Source organism: Streptomyces tritici (assembly GCF_048500665.1).
GTDB classification, from domain to species: Bacteria; Actinomycetota; Actinomycetes; order Streptomycetales; family Streptomycetaceae; genus Streptomyces; species Streptomyces tritici.
Window position 1 is genome coordinate 701,919 of sequence record NZ_CP183183.1, and the last position, 14,910, is coordinate 716,828.

The following is a 14,910-nucleotide window of genomic DNA, read 5'->3' on the forward strand; positions in this document are numbered from 1 at the left end:
CGGGGACACGCGGCCTTCGTCATGCGCCGGGTTCGCGGTGGTGGGCGGCGATGCCGAAGCGGCCCTGTTCACCCGGAGCGGACGGCACGGGCCGGACCGCGGCGACCGTGCTGATCGCCCGCTCCTCCGTCGGCTCCGGCTCCGCTTCGAGTTTCTCCAGGTCAGCGGCCGAGACCAAGGCCACGAGCGGCTTTCCGTGGCGGGTCACGACGACGCGTTCGTTGCCGTACACGACGCGGTTGATCAGGTCGGCGAGCTCTGCCCGCGCTTGCGTCACCGGAATCTCGTAGGCCATGCTCCTCATCTTACGGCCTGTACGTCCTGTACATTTTTTACAGAGGAGGCACGCCATGCAGAACCGCTACGTCCTGCCCGAGTTCACCGAGCGCACCAGCTACGGGAGCCGCACCCTCGACCCGTACTCCAAGCTCCTGGAGGGGCGGATCGTCTTCCTCGGCACGCCGATCGACGAGACCTCCGCGAACGACGTGATCGCCCAGCTGCTGCACCTCGAATACGCCGACCCCGACCGGGAGATCGCGCTCTACATCAACTCGCCCGGCGGCTCCCCCACCGCCATGGCCGCGATCCACGACACGATGCAGGTCGTCACCTGCGACGTGGCGACGACCTGCCTCGGCCAGGCCGCGTCGACCGCCGCCGTCCTGCTCGCCGCCGGCGCGCCCGGCAAGCGGCTGGCGCTGCCCGGGGCGCGGATCGTGCTCCAGCAACCGGGCACGGACGAGCCGGTGCAGGGGCAGCCGAGCGACCTGGAGATCCAGGCGGCGGAACTGCTGCGGCTGCGCGGGATGGTCGCCGGGATGCTGGCCCGGCACACCGGGCAGAGCCACGAGCAGATCGACACCGACATCGACCGGGTCTCCGTCTTCGACGCCGCGGCGGCGGTGGAGTACGGGCTCGTCGACCACGTGATCCAGACACGCGCCGCCGGACCCCGGTGACCGGCATGGTCCCCGAACTGCCCGCGCTGCCCGCGCTGACGCGCGCCGAGGGGGAGTTGGTCGACGCCTATCTCGACGTCGTCGACCAGCTGGGAAGAATCAATCCATCCAGGGCCTCGCATACCTATGGGGCCCTGAGGGCGGCTCAGGCGCTGGTCGGACGGGCGGTGGCCCTGCGGGACGCCCTCGAACTCATGCATCGGCGCGGAGAGAGCGAGGTGCACGCGGCCACATTGGCGCGCGCCCTGCGGGTGTTGGACGGCGAGCGCCGCGCCCGGCGGGTCACCGTGCCCGACGGGTCCGCCCGTTGACAGTTCCGCATGTCGTGTCGAGGGCCAGTCGGTCGCAGAAACCCTCCCTCGATCGGCGTAGTCGACGAATCGACATGTGGCACCGGTGAGTTGCACCACCGATGTACGCATTTGGCGGAACCAATCATTCCGGTGCTGGTACGGGGCTCAGCCGCCAAACCTCCGTTGATCACGAAAGCTGCCTGTCCACCCGAACGGATCATTCGTGAGGAGCCTCACACAACCCCGTTTCAGCTCGGAAATCGGCACGACCTGGGTCAAGATCCCTGACGACGACAAGCCCCCGCCACCGCGGCGGGGCGGTCCGGGCGGACGCCGAGTCCTGCCGCCGCTCCGGACGACTGGTCGACAGAGTGGACCGGCAGGAGTGGAGGACCCGAGCAGCACGGACCGGCCGTACGACCGACCACGGCAGGTCCTCGGGGTGAAGCCGCGCACAGCGCGGCCGGGCGACTTCGGGCCCGAACCCGACAGGTCATCCTTCACAGGCGGCTGACGAAGGGTTGCGCATGACTGCGCAGAAGCTTGTCCCGTCCCTGCTCTCCCGGGCCGGAGCCGTCTCGGTTCTGACCGCCGCCGCCGTCGGCGGCACGCTCCTGGCCCCCGGCGCCGCGCCCGAGGCGCGGGCCGCCGGCTCGTACGCGAACACCGCGCTCGGCGTGGCCGCCTCCAAGAAGGGCGCCCCCTACAAGTACGGCGCCGCCGGCCCCCACCGCTTCGACTGCTCGGGGCTGACGCTGTACTCGTACAAGCGCGCCGGAAAGACGCTGCCCCGCACGGCGCAGCAGCAGTACAACCGGACCCGGCACATCTCCGCCGCCTCCCGGGCCCGCGGCGACCTGGTCTTCTTCCACTCCGGCGGCCGCGTCTACCACGTCGGCATCTACGCCGGGAACGGGAAGATCTGGCACTCCCCCAAGAAGGGCTCCTGGGTGAAGCTCGACCGGATCTGGACCTCCAAGGTCTGGTACGGCAGGGTCCGCTGACGCGCCGACGCCCACGCGCGTCTCAGGGGCTGCGCCGGGTGGCGATCTTGCGGGCGCAGATCTCCCGGTGTTCGGGGTACCGGGCGGCGATCTCGGTCAGCTTGGCGTTCATCTCCGCCCGCGTCGGCAGCGGCCAGGCCGGCTGGTGGAGCGCCATGTACAGGCGCCCCGTGTCGTCCGCCCGCCGCACCCATGCGTCGAGCGTGCGGAACAGCGAGGCGCCGTTGTCCGTGCCGGACCAGGTGGCGACGCCGAGGACCGTGGTCGCCTGACGCACGGTGAGGCGTCCGGCGTCCACGGCCCCGGCGACGAGTTCCGCGATGTCGTCCGCCCCGTACGCTTCGATGAGCGCGTCGACCGCGTCGTGGACCTCGTCCGGAATGTCGGCGTCCTCGTCCTCGGGGACCTGGGCGGCGTAGAGCCGCTCCAGCGCCGCTCCCCATGCCCGCATGCCCTCACCCCGCTCTTGTGTCCGCTCGCGCCTGGACACGGTAGGCGGAACCGGCCGGAACGGGTACCGGGTTTCGGGCGGGTCAGTTGGGGGACGGAGCGGGGGCGGTCCAGGGCAGTTCGATCCAGACCGTCTTGCCGCCCTCGTCCGTGGGCCGCACGGAGAGCCGGCCGCCGCACTCGGCGGTCAGCCAGCGGATGATCACCATGCCGCGGCCGTTGTCCTGCTGCACGGCGGCGGGCAGCCGCTGGGGCCAGCGCGGGTGGCTGTCGGTGACGCCGATGTGCAGCTGCTCGTCGCGCTCGAGGCGGACGTCCACGGTGAACGTGGGCGACTGGCCGAAGGTGTGCTGGACGGCGTTGGTGGCGAGTTCGGAGACGATCAGACGGACGGTGTCGGAGGTCTCGGAGCTCGCGTCGAGGCCCCAGCCGGCGAGCACGTCGGCGACGTATCTGCGGGCGGTGGAGACCGAGGCCGGATCGCTCGGCAGGGTGACGGTTGCTTCCTGGTGGTCTGCCATGGCGACGCTGTCCCTTTCCCACCCGGGCGCCCGGCCCCGGATTGCGCTACGCGCCAGACTGCCACCGTTACGGGAGAACTGGGGCTGTTTCACCGGGATATGGGCACTTCTGTCGCTCGATGCGGTGAACTCTCCGACGCGAGAACGCATTTGGGGCCGGGCCGTGGGGCGAGATCCCGCAGGACGCCCGCGCTCGGCCCCCGAGGGCCTTCCCCGTTCAGTCCCGCGGCGCGGTCCGCAGGATCGTGGACACCGCCTCGTCGATCTGCGCCTCCGTGAGGTCCGCGCGGGCCGTGAGCCGCAGCCGCGAGATGCCGTCCGGCACCGACGGCGGCCGGAAACACCCGACGCCCAGGCCCTGTTCGCGGCAGTCCGCCGCCCAGCGCAGCGCCGCGTCCGGGGAGGGCGCGTGCACCGACACCACGGCCGCGTCGGGGCGGGCCGCGGTGAGCCCGGCCCCGGTGAGCCGGCCGTGCAGGGTCGCCGCGACGGTACGGGCCCGCTCGGCGAGCTCCGGCTCGGCGCCGATCAGGCGCAGGCTCGCCAGGGCGGCGCCGGCGGCGGCCGGGGCGAGGCCGGTGTCGAAGATGAACGTACGGGCCGCGTTGACCAGGTGCTCTATCACCCGCGCCGGTCCGAGGACCGCGCCGCCCTGGCTGCCCAGCGACTTGGAGAGGGTGAGGGTGGCGACCACGTCCGGGTCGCCGGCCAGCCCGGCCGCGTACAACGCGCCCCGGCCGCCGTCGCCCAGCACGCCGAAGCCGTGGGCGTCGTCCACGACCAGCGCGGCCTGCCCGTGGGCGCGGCAGGCGTCGGCGAGCGCGCCCAGCGGCGCCCGGTCGCCGTCCACCGAGAACACCGAGTCGGAGACCACCAGGGCGCGGCGGTCCGGGTGGGCGTCGAGGGTCTTGCGGACCGCGGCCGGGTCCGTGTGCGGGACGACCGCCGCCTCGGCGCGGGACAGCCGGCATCCGTCGACGATCGAGGCGTGGTTGGCGGCGTCCGAGACGATCAGGGAGCCGTGGGCGCTGAGCGCGGTGAGCGCGGCGAGGTTGGCGGTGTACCCGGAGGAGAAGACCAGGGCCGCCTCGAAGCCGCAGAACTCGGCGAGCTCGCGCTCCAGCCGGGCGTGCAGCCGGGTCGAGCCGGTGACCAGGCGGGAGCCGGTCGAGCCGGCGCCCCAGCGCAGGGCGGCCTCGGCGGCCGCCTCCTTGACCTCGGGACGGTGGGTCAGACCGAGGTAGTCGTTGCTCGCGAGGTCCAGCACGTCCGGTTCGGCGGCGCGCGGCCGCAGGGTCCGGACGAGTCCGGCGCCGGCACGGCGGCGGGCCTCCGCGTCGGTCCAGTCGAACGCGCGGCGGCGCGGGTCCACGGCCTGGGACATGACAGATCCTTTTGTAGGCAGCGCACAGACCCTAACCGCAGGACGCCGAGGTCGGGGTGTGGTCATACACACACCTCGAACGGGCCCGTTTGTTCGGATCCTCCTTGGCCGAGGGGCGTGCCGTAGGCCAGGATCTGCCCTTATGGACCTGCTGAACACGCTGGTGGACAAGGGGCTGCGGCGCGAGCTGCCGACCCGTGAAGAAGCGCTCGCCGTGCTGGCGACCTCCGACGACGAACTGCTCGATGTGGTGGCCGCGGCCGGCAAGGTGCGCCGTCAGTGGTTCGGCCGCCGGGTCAAGCTGAACTACCTGGTGAACCTGAAGTCCGGGCTGTGCCCGGAGGACTGCTCGTACTGTTCCCAGCGCCTCGGCTCCACGGCCGGGATCCTGAAGTACACCTGGCTGAAGCCGGAGGAGGCCTCGCAGGCGGCGGCGGCCGGTGTCGCGGGCGGCGCGAAGCGGGTGTGCCTGGTGGCCAGCGGCCGCGGGCCGACGGACCGGGACGTGGAGCGCGTCGGGAAGACGATCGAGACGATCAAGGAGCAGAACGAGGGCATCGAGGTCTGCGCCTGCCTCGGTCTGCTCTCCGACGGCCAGGCCGAGCGGCTGCGCGAGGCGGGCGCCGACGCGTACAACCACAACCTGAACACGTCCGAGGGGACGTACGGGGAGATCACCACCACGCACACCTACGCGGACCGCGTGGACACCGTGCAGAAGGCGCACGCGGCCGGCCTGTCGGCCTGCTCGGGCCTGATCGCAGGCATGGGCGAGTCCGACGAGGACCTGGTCGACGTGGTGTTCGCGCTGCGCGAGCTGGACTCGGACTCGGTGCCGGTGAACTTCCTCATCCCGTTCGAGGGCACCCCGCTCGCGAAGGAGTGGCACCTCACCCCGCAGCGCTGTCTGCGGATCCTCGCGATGGTCCGGTTCGTCTGCCCCGACGTGGAGGTCCGGATCGCGGGCGGCCGCGAGGTGCACCTGCGGACGATGCAGCCGCTGGCGCTGCACATCGCCAACTCGATCTTCCTCGGCGACTACCTGACCAGCGAGGGCCAGGCCGGCCAGGCCGACCTGGACATGATCGCCGACGCGGGCTTCGAGGTGGAGGGCGCGGGCACGACGACGCTCCCGAAGCACCGTGCCGACGCGCTCGCCGCGGCGGGCGGCGGCTGCGGTTCCGGCGCGTCGGCGGGCGGCTGCGGCTCGCACGCCGAGGCCGAGGCCGGGGCGGACGCCGGTGCCTGCGCTGCGCAGGCAGGCGGCTGCGGTCCCTGCGGCGGGCACGCGGCGGAGCCGGTGGCCGAGGCCGCCGGAGAGGCGAACCCGGCGCGGACCGATCTGGTGGCCGTGCGCCGCCGCGGAGCGGGCACGGACCTGGCCCCGAATGCGTAACGGCGAACTGCTCGCCCTGGACCGGGCGCACGTCTGGCACCCGTACGGCCCCATGCCGGGCCGTACGGACCCGCTGGTCGTCGCGTCCGCGTCCGGCGTACGGCTCCGGCTCGCCGAACCGGCGCAGGGGCGGGACGAGCTGATCGACGGGATGTCGTCCTGGTGGTCGGCGATCCACGGGTACAACCACCCGGTCCTGAACGAGGCCGCCCGCGGCCAGCTCGACCGGATGAGCCACGTGATGTTCGGCGGGCTCACCCACGAGCCCGCGGTCCGGCTGGCGGCCAAGCTCGTGGAGATCACCCCCGAGCCGCTGCGGCACGTCTTCCTCAGCGACTCGGGTTCGGTGTCCGTCGAGGTCGCCGTGAAGATGTGCCTGCAGTACTGGCGCTCGGTGGGCCGGCCGGCGAAGCAGCGGCTGCTGACCTGGCGGGGCGGCTACCACGGCGACACCTGGCAGCCGATGTCGGTGTGCGACCCCGACGGCGGCATGCACGAGCTCTGGTCCGGGGTGCTGCCCCGGCAGGTGTTCGTCGGCCCGCCGCCCGCCGGCTACGAGGAGTCGTACGCGCGGGAGCTGCGCGCGGCGGTCGCGCGGCACGCGGACGAGCTGGCCGCGGTGATCGTGGAGCCGGTGGTGCAGGGCGCGGGCGGCATGCGGTTCCACGCGCCGGAGTACCTGCGGGTGCTGCGCGAGGCGTGCGACGAGCACGGCGTGCTGCTGGTGTTCGACGAGATCGCGACCGGCTTCGGCCGCACGGGCACCCTGTTCGCGGCGGACGCGGCCGGCGTGGCGCCGGACGTGATGTGCCTGGGCAAGGCGCTGACCGGCGGCTACCTGTCGATGGCGGCGACGCTGTGCACGGCGGAGGTCGCCGACGGGATCTCCCGCGGGGAGGTGCCGGTCCTGGCGCACGGCCCGACGTTCATGGGCAACCCGCTGGCCTCGGCGGTGGCCTGCGCCTCGATCGACCTGCTCCTGTCCCGGGACTGGCGCACGGACGTCAAGCGCATCGAGGCGGCCCTGCGCGAGGGACTCGCGCCGGCACTGGACCTGCCGGGCGTCCGGGACGTCCGCGTCCTCGGCGCGATCGGCGTCGTCCAGCTCGACCACGAGGTCGACATGGCGGCCGCCACGGCCGCGGCGGTCGGCGAGGGCGTCTGGCTCCGCCCGTTCCGCGATCTGATCTACACGATGCCGCCGTACGTGACGGGCGACGCGGACCTGGCCCGGATCGCGACCGCGGTCCGCGCGGCGGCGGCCGCCGGATAGACGCCGTCGGACCGGCGGCGCCGGACCGGCGGCGCCGGACCGGCGCCGTCGGACCGGCGCCGTCGGACCGGCGCTTGTCGGCAACGAAGGAAGGACTCCCCCATGAGCGTCATCGTCGTGACCGGGACGGGCACGGAGATCGGCAAGACGATCGTGACGGCGGCCGTCGCCGCGGTCGCGGCCGCCCAGGGCCGTCATGTCGCCGTGCTCAAGCCGGCCCAGACGGGCCTCGCGCCCGACGAGCGGGGCGACGCCGCCGAAGCGGCGCGCCTCTCGGGCGCGGCGACGGCCGCCGAACTCGCGCGGTTCCCCGAACCGCTGGCCCCCGCCACCTCGGCGCGCCGCGCCGGCATGGCGCCGGTCGGCCCCCAGGAGGCCGCCGCGGCCGCGGCGAAGCTCGCCGAGGAGCACGACCTCGTGCTCGTCGAGGGCGCCGGCGGCCTGCTCGTCCGCTTCGACGCGGACGGCGGCACCCTCGCCGACACGGCCCGGCTCCTGTCCGCTCCGGTGCTCGTCGTCGCCCCCGCCGGGCTCGGCACCCTCAACGCGACCGCGCTCACGGCGGAGGCGCTGCGGGCCCGGGGCCTGGAACCGCTCGGCGTCGTCGTCGGCAGCTGGCCGGACGAGCCGGACCTCGCGGCCCGCTGCAACCTCGCCGACCTGCCCGAGGCCGCCGGGGCGCCGCTGCTCGGTGCGGTCCCGCAGGGAGCGGGCGCCCTCGCGCCGGAGGACTTCCGGGCGCGGGCCGCGCACTGGCTCGCCCCGGCGCTCGGCGGCGTGTGGGACGCGGAGGGCTTCGCCCGCTCCGTAGGCTGACGCCATGAGAGCGAAGGTCAGCGAACTCGTCGTCGACTGCGCGGACCCGGCGGCGCTGGTCCGGTTCTGGGCGGCACTGCTCGGCGGCGACCCGGTGGACCGGGGCCCGGACTGGTCGTACGTGGAGCCGCCCGGCTTCGTCCGGCTCGCGTTCCAGCAGGTCCCGGAGGGCAAGGCGGTGAAGAACCGGCTCCATCTGGACCTGGAGTCGGGCGACGTGGCCGCCGCCGCGGACGCGGCGGAGCGGCTGGGCGCGGTGCGGGTCGGCGGGGTCGTCGCGGATCCGCAGGGCGACTTCCAGGTGATGCGCGACCCCGAGGGCAACGAGTTCTGCTTCGTGAACTGATCCTCGGGGGAGAATGGGCGTATCCGCCCGAGGAGGTCCGTCATGTCACCGCGCCCCCCGAAGGTTCCGAAGGACGCCGTCCACCACCCGTTGTTCGCCCGCTTCTACGCCCGCTTCAGCGTCCAGGCGGATCTGAAGGGCGGGGTCGCGGAGCACCGCGAGGCGCTGCTGTCCGGCCTGTCGGGCCGGGTGATCGAGATCGGCGCGGGGAACGGGCTGAACTTCGCGCACTATCCGGGCACGGTCTCGGAGGTGGTGGCGATCGAACCGGAGCGCCATCTGCGGCAGTTGGCGACGGAGTCGGCGCTGCGGGCCGGGGTGCCGGTGGACGTGGCGCCGGGGGCGGCGGAGGCGCTGCCGGTGAAGAGCGAGGCGTTCGACGCGGCGGTGGCGTCCCTGGTGCTGTGCTCGGTGCGGGATCTGCCGCGGGCCCTGCAGGAGTTGTACCGGGTGCTGCGTCCGGGCGGCGAGCTGCGGTTCTTCGAGCACGGCCGGGCCCCGGGGCGGGCGATGGCGGGGGTGCAGCGGGGCCTGGACCTGACGGTGTGGCCGCTGCTGTTCGGCGGCTGTCACACGGCGCGCGAGCCGGTGCGGGCGATCGAGGCGGCCGGCTTCGAGGACGTCGCGTACCGGCGGCTGACGGTGCCGGAGCAGGGGCCGCGGCTGCCCTCGTCGTACTGCGTCCTGGGTTCGGCACGCCGGCCCGCGGCGTGAGGCCGTTCAGCGGGTCCGCGTGAGGCCGTTCAGCGGGTCCAGCCGCGCAGTTCGTCGGCGATCGCGCGGACGTCGCCCTTGCCGTCCTTCACCAGCCGGGCCAGGTCCCGGACCTGCTCGGGCGAGGTGACCACCTTCAGGCCGCAGGCGACGAGGTAGCCGTAGGCGACGGCGGAGGCGTACATGGCGTTGGAGTGTTCCAAGGCCGGGACGTGCAGCAGCAGTTGGAGCAGCGCGGCGGCGCGGGCGTGCGGGTCGGGGTAGACGGGCACGCCGAAGATCTCGGCCTCGTGGCGGGCGACGGCGGCGATGAGCGCGCCCCAGTCGGTGACCTGCGGGTCCCCCGGGGTCTGGTGCTCGGCGACCATGAGCAGCCAGGACAGGTCGATGGTGACGTTCATGCGCGGCCGGTGCGCTCCTGCCCGAACTCCTCGGCGAACACGGTCTCGTACTCCCTCATGAAGTCGGCGGCGGCCTCGACGAAGGCCCGGCCGACCTCGCCCGCGTCCTGCTGCACGAGTTCCTCGATGTACCGGTTCACGCTGACCCCGCGCTGCTGGGCCCGTCGCCGGGCCGCTTCCGCGGTGGTCTCGTCCACGCGTACGTTCAGCTGTGTCTTGGCCACACCGTCACGCTAGCGCCGGTCCGCTAGCACCGACAAGACAAGGGACGGAACCGGCCGGCCGGCCGTCGCGCGGCCCACGGGAAACCGGTCGCCCGCGCGGGGAAGGTTCTGCTTGGGTCTTCCGCATGAGCGATCTTGTACAGGTACACCTGCGCCCCGCCGTCCCCGACGACCTCGACGCCGTCCTGGCGTTCTGGCGGGAGGCGGCCGAGGGCACGAGCATCACCGACGACCGCGACGGCGTCGCGCGGCTCGTCGCACGGGACCCGGAGGCGCTGATCCTGGCGGAGCGGGCCGGTGCGCTGGTGGGCACGGTCATCGCCGGGTACGACGGGTGGCGCTGCCACCTGTACCGGCTCGCCGTGCATCCGGAGCACCGGCGGCAGGGCGTCGGGGGCGCGCTGCTCGCCGCGGCCGAGGAGCGGTTCGTCCGGCTCGGGGGGCGACGGGCGGACGCGATGGTGCTGGACCGGAACGAGCTCGGGCAGCGGGCGTGGCGGTCCGCCTCGTACGGGCCGCAGGAGGAGTGGACCCGCTGGATCAAGCCGCTGCCGGCGGCGGGCACGGTCTGAGGCGGACGGCCGGGCCGACACGGGCCGGCGGGGCCCGGTGCGTCGGCCGCCTCGTGCGCCGCGCTTTGCCCGTCCTTTACCATGGTGATCTCCAGCCCGGACGCCCTCGCGCCCGGGAGCCGTACGACCGAAAGGTGTGAGCGTCCGCCCATGGGCGAGCCTCCCAGTAGCAGACATCGAGCGAACCCCCTCCCCCTGCCCGATCATGGGACGGAGGTGAACCGATGACCGAAGTGCTCCTGCTCCTGGTGGCGCTCCTCCTGGCCGTGGCGTGCGGCGCCTTCGTCGCGGCCGAGTTCTCGCTGACCACCGTCGAGCGCGCCGAGCTCGAACGCGCCGCCGAGCGCGGCGAGCGCGGCGCGGCCGGCGCGCTGCGGGCCGTGCGGACCCTCACCTTCCAGCTCTCCGGCGCCCAGCTCGGCATCACCGTCACCAACCTCATCGTCGGCATGCTGGCCGAGCCGTCGATCGCCGCGCTGCTGCGCGGACCGTTCGAGGCCATCGGCCTGTCGGCGTCCGTCGCCTCGTCGGTGGCGCTGGTCGTCGGCACGGCGCTGTCGACTGTCGTCCTGATGGTCGTCGGCGAGCTGGTCCCCAAGAACTGGGCGATCTCCTCGCCGCTGGCCATGGCCAAGGTGGTGGGCACCCCGCAGCGGCTGTTCTCCGCCGCGTTCAAGCCGCTGATCACCCATCTGAACAACACCGCCAACCGGATCCTGCGCATGCTCGGCCTGGAGCCGACCGAGGAGCTGGCCTCCGCCCGCTCCCCGCAGGAGCTGGTGGCGCTGGCCCGGCACTCGGCGAAGGAGGGCGCGCTGGAGGCGGACACCGCCGAGCTGTTCGTCCGTACGCTCCGGCTGGCCGAGCTGACCGCCGAGAACGTGATGACGCCGCGCGTCCAGGTCACCGCCCTCGACGTGCTGGCCACGGTCGAGGACGTGGCCAACGCGACGCGCGCCACCGGCCTGTCGCGCTTCCCGGTCTACCGGGGCAACCTCGACACGGTCGTCGGCATCGCCCACATCAAGGACGTGCTCGCCATACCGGCGGACGAGCGGCGCCTGCGCGGCGTCGGCGACGTGCTGCGCGAACCGCTGCTGGTGCCGGAGACCCTGACCGTGGACCGGCTGCTCGACCGGCTGTCGGGGAAGCGGACGATGGCCGTCGTCATCGACGAGTACGGCGGCACGGCGGGCGTGGTGACCCTGGAGGACATCGTCGAGGAGGTCGTCGGCGAGGTCCGCGACGAACACGACCCGCACGAGACCCCCGACCTGGCCCGGGCGGGCGCCGACGAGGACGGGCGCGAGCTGTGGTCCGCGGACGGCGCGGCCCGTACGGACCAGCTGGCGGCCATCGGCATGCGTGTGCCGGACGGCCCGTACGAGACCCTGGCCGGTGTGCTGGCGACGGCGCTCGGCCGGATTCCCGAGGTCGGCGACAGTGTGGAGCTGGCCGGCTGGCGGCTGGACGTGGTGGACGCCTCCGGGCGGCGCGCGGCCCGCGTGCTGATGCACGCGCCGGCCGCCGGGCACGACGAGGACGAGACCCGGGAGGCGGGCCGATGACCGCGATCCAGTTGCTGATCGGCCTGCTGACGCTGGTCGTGAACGCGTTCTTCGTGGGCGCGGAGTTCGCGCTGATCTCCGTGCGCCGCAGCCAGATCGAGCCGCTGGCCGAGGAGGGCGACCGGCGGGCGCGCAGCGTCATGTGGGGCCTGGAGCACGTCTCGGCGCTGCTCGCGGCGGCCCAGCTCGGCATCACGCTGAGCACGCTGGTGCTGGGCATCGTCGCCGAGCCGGCCATCGCCCATCTGCTGGAGCCGATGTTCGACGCGATCGGCGTGCCGCACGGTCTGGTGCACCCGATCTCGTTCGTGATCGCGCTGACCCTCGCCACGTACCTGCACATGCTGCTCGGCGAGATGGTGCCGAAGAACATCGCGCTGGCCGAGCCGACGCGCACCGCGCTGGCGCTCGGTCCGCCGCTCGTGGCCCTGACGCGGGCGCTGCGGCCGGTGATCTTCACGATCAACGCCTTCGCCAACGGTCTGCTGAAGCTGCTGCGGGTCGAGCCGAAGGACGAGGTCTCGGCCACGTTCTCGGACGACGAGCTGGCGCGGATGGTCACCGACGCCGGGGACGCGGGGCTGCTCGACGACCGGGCGGCCGAGCGGCTCCACGACGCGCTGGAACTGGGCCGCCGCCCGGTGCGCGACGTGGTGATGCCGGTGGAGCGCGTGGTGTACGCGCGGGTCGGCACGACGCCGGAGGAGCTGGAGGCGCTGTCGGCGCAGTCGGGCTTCTCCCGCTTCCCGGTGGTGGACGCGGGCCGGAAGATCCTCGGCTATCTGCACGTCAAGGACGCGCTGGACGTCACCCCGCGGGACCTGCCGTTCCCGGTGTCGGCGCTGCGGCCGATCGCCCGGGTGCGGGCGGCGACCCCGCTGGACGACGTGCTGACCGCGATGCGGCGCAGCCGTACGCACCTGGCGGGCGTCCTGGACGAGGACGGCAAGCTGGCCGGCCTGGTCACCATGGAGGACGTGCTCCGGGAACTGGTGGGCCGGCCGCTCGCGCCGTAGTGCTCAGAGGGCCGTGGCGGCCCGCCATTCGTCGAGGAACCCGTGGTCGCCGGTGACGGCGAGCCGCGGGTTCTGCGTCTCGTACCGGCCGTGGACGAACAGCAGCAGGTCCGCGACGTCGCCGCGCACGGTCGCGGTGGGGGCGGGGTCCGGCGCCGGCAGCCACCCGAAGCCGCTCCCCTCGCCCGCCCGCTGCCAGGCGAAGCCGCCCCCGCCGAGCGTGACGCACCACACCGCGCCGGTGTCGGCGGCTTCGAGCCGCAGCACCGCGCCGTCGCGGCCGAGCCGCGCGACGGGCTCGGCCACATGGGGGACGTACGCCGCGTTCGTCAGGAAGTGGTCGATGCCGTCGGCGGCGTGGCCCGGATCGATCGGGCTCGCCGCCCGGCCGAGCGCGAGTTCTGCGTCGGCGAGGTGGACGACGAGCTCGGCGAGCAGGTGCCGGGGGTAGTACCGGACGTGCGGGTCGCCGCCGGGTGACCAGAGCCCGTCGTCCGGGTCGGCGTTCCGCAGGGCCGTGAGGCAGGACGCGGCGGAGGCGGCCAGCCAGTCCGGGTACGCGGCGGGGTCCTCGGGCAGCTCCAGCGGGAGGTCGGCGGCGCGGACGCGGCCGTCGGACCGGGTGCGCACCACGTGGCCCGCCCACCGGTGCACGGTCCCGACGTGCCGGGTCAGGTCGGCGAGGGTCCAGCCGGGGCACGTGGGGACGGGGGTGGCGAAGTCGGCGTCGCGGACGGTCTCGGCGAAGCGGCGGCCGAGGTCCTCCACGGCCTCGCACTGCGCGGTGTGCACGTCCTCGGTGAGGCCGAAGCCCTCGGAGGTGGTGAGCAGCGCGTCGCGCCACGAGCCGGGCTCCTGACGGAGCGCGGTCTCGCGGAAGAGCCGGTCGAGGGTCCGGCGGTCGGCGGCGGAGAGGTTGCCGAGGACGTAGCCGGTGGACTCCAGCCACTTCACGGCCGTGTCGGGGTCGAGCACCTCGTCGTCGCAGGTGTCGATCGTCGTCACCAGCTCCGCCAGCGCCTCGGCCAGGGCGCGCTGCAGCGCCTCGCTCATGGGTCTCCCCTCCCGCTCTCCTCGGGCCCGCCACCCCATACCGGCCGGTATGATGAGCCCGCCATGGAGATCAATGTCAGTTACACCAGTCTCGTCGCCCTGGGCGACAGCTTCACCGAGGGTATGTCGGACCTGCTGCCCGACGGCACGTACCGGGGCTGGGCCGACCTCCTGGCCGCCCGGCTCGCGGCCCGCACGCCCGGCTTCCGCTACGCGAACCTCGCGGTGCGCGGGAAGCTCATCGGCCAGATCGTCGAGGAGCAGGTGGACACGGCGGCCGCGATGAAGGCGGACGTGGTGACGCTGGTCGGCGGGCTGAACGACACCCTGCGGCCGAAGTGCGACATGGGCCGGGTGCGCGGGCTGCTGACCGAGGCCGTGGAGAAGCTGGCCCCGGCCTGCGGGCAGCTGGTGCTGATGCGCAGCCCCGGCCGGAACGGCCCCGTCATGGAGCGCTTCCGGCCCCGTATGGAGGAGCTGTTCGCGCACATCGACGAGCTCGCCGCCCGGCACGGCGCTCTGGTGGTCGACCTGTACGGCGCCCCGGTCCTCGGCGATCAGCGGATGTGGGACGTCGACCGGCTGCACCTCACCGACGAGGGCCACCGGCGGGTGGCCGAGGCCGTCTGGCAGGGTCTCGGCCTGCCGGCCGAGGACGACTGGCGCGCCCCGCTGCCGCCGGCCGTGCGGGCCGCCTGGGCGAGCCGCCGGGTCGCCGACGCGCGCTTCGCCCGGCAGCACCTGGGACCCTGGATCGTCCGGCGGCTGACCGGCCGCTCCTCCGGCGACGGCCGCCCGGCCAAGCGCCCGGAGCTGCTGCCGTACGAACGGCCCGCCGGGGCGCGGGCGGTCGGGCGCGACGGGGACGTGACGGGCGTCTCGTAGCAAGCTCCCAACGGGGCCATGGCGCTGGCCTG

General features: G+C 73.8%; 19 protein-coding genes and 1 riboswitch. Of the genes, 12 read left to right on the forward strand and 7 right to left on the reverse strand.

The features are described from left to right. Positions 1 to 19: 19 nt before the first annotated feature. Positions 20 to 295 carry a type II toxin-antitoxin system Phd/YefM family antitoxin gene (locus tag ACNJ93_RS03240; protein WP_418955786.1) on the reverse strand — a complete coding sequence of 92 codons (276 nt, stop codon included), beginning with the start codon at positions 293 to 295 and terminating at the stop codon, positions 20 to 22. A gap of 55 nt (positions 296 to 350) precedes the next feature. Between ACNJ93_RS03240 and ACNJ93_RS03245 the strand changes: the two genes are divergently transcribed. From ACNJ93_RS03245 to ACNJ93_RS03255, 3 genes are all read left to right on the forward strand, one after another. Next, positions 351 to 962, forward strand: a complete 612-nt coding sequence (locus ACNJ93_RS03245; protein ID WP_418955787.1) for an ATP-dependent Clp protease proteolytic subunit — start codon at positions 351 to 353, stop codon at positions 960 to 962. A gap of 5 nt (positions 963 to 967) precedes the next feature. Next, positions 968 to 1,273: a hypothetical protein gene (locus tag ACNJ93_RS03250; protein WP_418955788.1), complete on the forward strand. Its 306-nt coding sequence runs from the start codon at positions 968 to 970 to the stop codon at positions 1,271 to 1,273. A 303-nt stretch (positions 1,274 to 1,576) separates the two neighbouring features. Then, positions 1,577 to 1,779: riboswitch (cyclic di-AMP (ydaO/yuaA leader) on the forward strand. Positions 1,780 to 1,782: 3 nt separating this feature from the next. Next, positions 1,783 to 2,259 (forward strand): C40 family peptidase, encoded by a 477-nt coding sequence (locus ACNJ93_RS03255; RefSeq protein ID WP_418955789.1) that lies wholly within the window; start codon positions 1,783 to 1,785, stop codon positions 2,257 to 2,259. A 22-nt stretch (positions 2,260 to 2,281) separates the two neighbouring features. Here ACNJ93_RS03255 and ACNJ93_RS03260 read toward each other — a convergent pair whose 3' ends face one another. From ACNJ93_RS03260 to ACNJ93_RS03270, 3 genes are all read right to left on the reverse strand, one after another. Continuing rightward, a complete protein-coding gene (locus tag ACNJ93_RS03260; RefSeq protein WP_418955790.1) occupies positions 2,282 to 2,710 on the reverse strand; it encodes a hypothetical protein in 429 nt (142 codons plus the stop codon). 82 nt (positions 2,711 to 2,792) lie between these two features. Then, positions 2,793 to 3,230: an ATP-binding protein gene (locus tag ACNJ93_RS03265; RefSeq protein WP_418955791.1), complete on the reverse strand. Its 438-nt coding sequence runs from the start codon at positions 3,228 to 3,230 to the stop codon at positions 2,793 to 2,795. A gap of 217 nt (positions 3,231 to 3,447) precedes the next feature. After that, positions 3,448 to 4,614 (reverse strand): 8-amino-7-oxononanoate synthase, encoded by a 1,167-nt coding sequence (locus tag ACNJ93_RS03270; protein WP_418955792.1) that lies wholly within the window; start codon positions 4,612 to 4,614, stop codon positions 3,448 to 3,450. Between the two features lie 142 nt (positions 4,615 to 4,756). Between ACNJ93_RS03270 and bioB the strand changes: the two genes are divergently transcribed. The 5 genes from bioB (at position 4,757) to ACNJ93_RS03295 (ending at position 9,159) form a co-directional block, all read left to right on the forward strand. After that, on the forward strand, positions 4,757 to 6,010 hold the full coding sequence (bioB, locus tag ACNJ93_RS03275; protein WP_418955793.1) for a biotin synthase BioB: 1,254 nt from the start codon (positions 4,757 to 4,759) through the stop codon (positions 6,008 to 6,010). Then, positions 6,003 to 7,283: an adenosylmethionine--8-amino-7-oxononanoate transaminase gene (locus ACNJ93_RS03280; RefSeq protein ID WP_418955794.1), complete on the forward strand. Its 1,281-nt coding sequence runs from the start codon at positions 6,003 to 6,005 to the stop codon at positions 7,281 to 7,283. Before bioB ends, ACNJ93_RS03280 begins: the two co-directional genes overlap by 8 nt. A 102-nt stretch (positions 7,284 to 7,385) precedes the next feature. Then, positions 7,386 to 8,099, forward strand: coding sequence for a dethiobiotin synthase (bioD, locus tag ACNJ93_RS03285; RefSeq protein ID WP_418955795.1), 714 nt, complete (start codon positions 7,386 to 7,388; stop codon positions 8,097 to 8,099). Positions 8,100 to 8,103: 4 nt separating this feature from the next. Beyond that, the gene (locus ACNJ93_RS03290; RefSeq protein ID WP_418955796.1) at positions 8,104 to 8,445 is read left to right on the forward strand and encodes a VOC family protein; all 342 of its coding nucleotides are present in this window, start codon (positions 8,104 to 8,106) and stop codon (positions 8,443 to 8,445) included. A gap of 42 nt (positions 8,446 to 8,487) precedes the next feature. Further along, positions 8,488 to 9,159: a class I SAM-dependent methyltransferase gene (locus tag ACNJ93_RS03295; protein WP_418955797.1), complete on the forward strand. Its 672-nt coding sequence runs from the start codon at positions 8,488 to 8,490 to the stop codon at positions 9,157 to 9,159. 29 nt (positions 9,160 to 9,188) lie between these two features. Here ACNJ93_RS03295 and ACNJ93_RS03300 read toward each other — a convergent pair whose 3' ends face one another. Then, a complete protein-coding gene (locus tag ACNJ93_RS03300; RefSeq protein WP_418955798.1) occupies positions 9,189 to 9,560 on the reverse strand; it encodes a fic family toxin-antitoxin system, toxin component in 372 nt (123 codons plus the stop codon). Continuing rightward, a complete protein-coding gene (locus tag ACNJ93_RS03305) occupies positions 9,557 to 9,784 on the reverse strand; it encodes a toxin-antitoxin system HicB family antitoxin (RefSeq protein WP_418955799.1) in 228 nt (75 codons plus the stop codon). The genes ACNJ93_RS03300 and ACNJ93_RS03305 overlap by 4 nt, the downstream gene beginning before the upstream one ends. A gap of 125 nt (positions 9,785 to 9,909) precedes the next feature. Here ACNJ93_RS03305 and ACNJ93_RS03310 point away from each other — a divergent pair, with 125 nt between their 5' ends. The 3 genes from ACNJ93_RS03310 (at position 9,910) to ACNJ93_RS03320 (ending at position 12,940) form a co-directional block, all read left to right on the forward strand. Further along, positions 9,910 to 10,356, forward strand: coding sequence for a GNAT family N-acetyltransferase (locus tag ACNJ93_RS03310; RefSeq protein ID WP_418955800.1), 447 nt, complete (start codon positions 9,910 to 9,912; stop codon positions 10,354 to 10,356). A gap of 224 nt (positions 10,357 to 10,580) precedes the next feature. Further along, complete coding sequence (locus ACNJ93_RS03315; protein WP_418955801.1) at positions 10,581 to 11,924, forward strand: hemolysin family protein; 1,344 nt, start codon at positions 10,581 to 10,583, stop codon at positions 11,922 to 11,924. Beyond that, positions 11,921 to 12,940 (forward strand): hemolysin family protein, encoded by a 1,020-nt coding sequence (locus tag ACNJ93_RS03320; RefSeq protein ID WP_418955802.1) that lies wholly within the window; start codon positions 11,921 to 11,923, stop codon positions 12,938 to 12,940. Before ACNJ93_RS03315 ends, ACNJ93_RS03320 begins: the two co-directional genes overlap by 4 nt. Positions 12,941 to 12,943: 3 nt before the next feature. On the opposite strand, the gene ACNJ93_RS03325 is transcribed toward ACNJ93_RS03320, so the two are convergent. Next, positions 12,944 to 13,993, reverse strand: a complete 1,050-nt coding sequence (locus tag ACNJ93_RS03325) for a maleylpyruvate isomerase family mycothiol-dependent enzyme (RefSeq protein WP_418955803.1) — start codon at positions 13,991 to 13,993, stop codon at positions 12,944 to 12,946. A 63-nt stretch (positions 13,994 to 14,056) separates the two neighbouring features. On the opposite strand from ACNJ93_RS03325, the gene ACNJ93_RS03330 reads away from it, so the two are divergent. Further along, entirely contained in the window at positions 14,057 to 14,878 is an 822-nt protein-coding gene (locus ACNJ93_RS03330) for an SGNH/GDSL hydrolase family protein (RefSeq protein WP_418955804.1), read from the forward strand. The last annotated feature ends 32 nt before the right edge of the window (positions 14,879 to 14,910 follow it).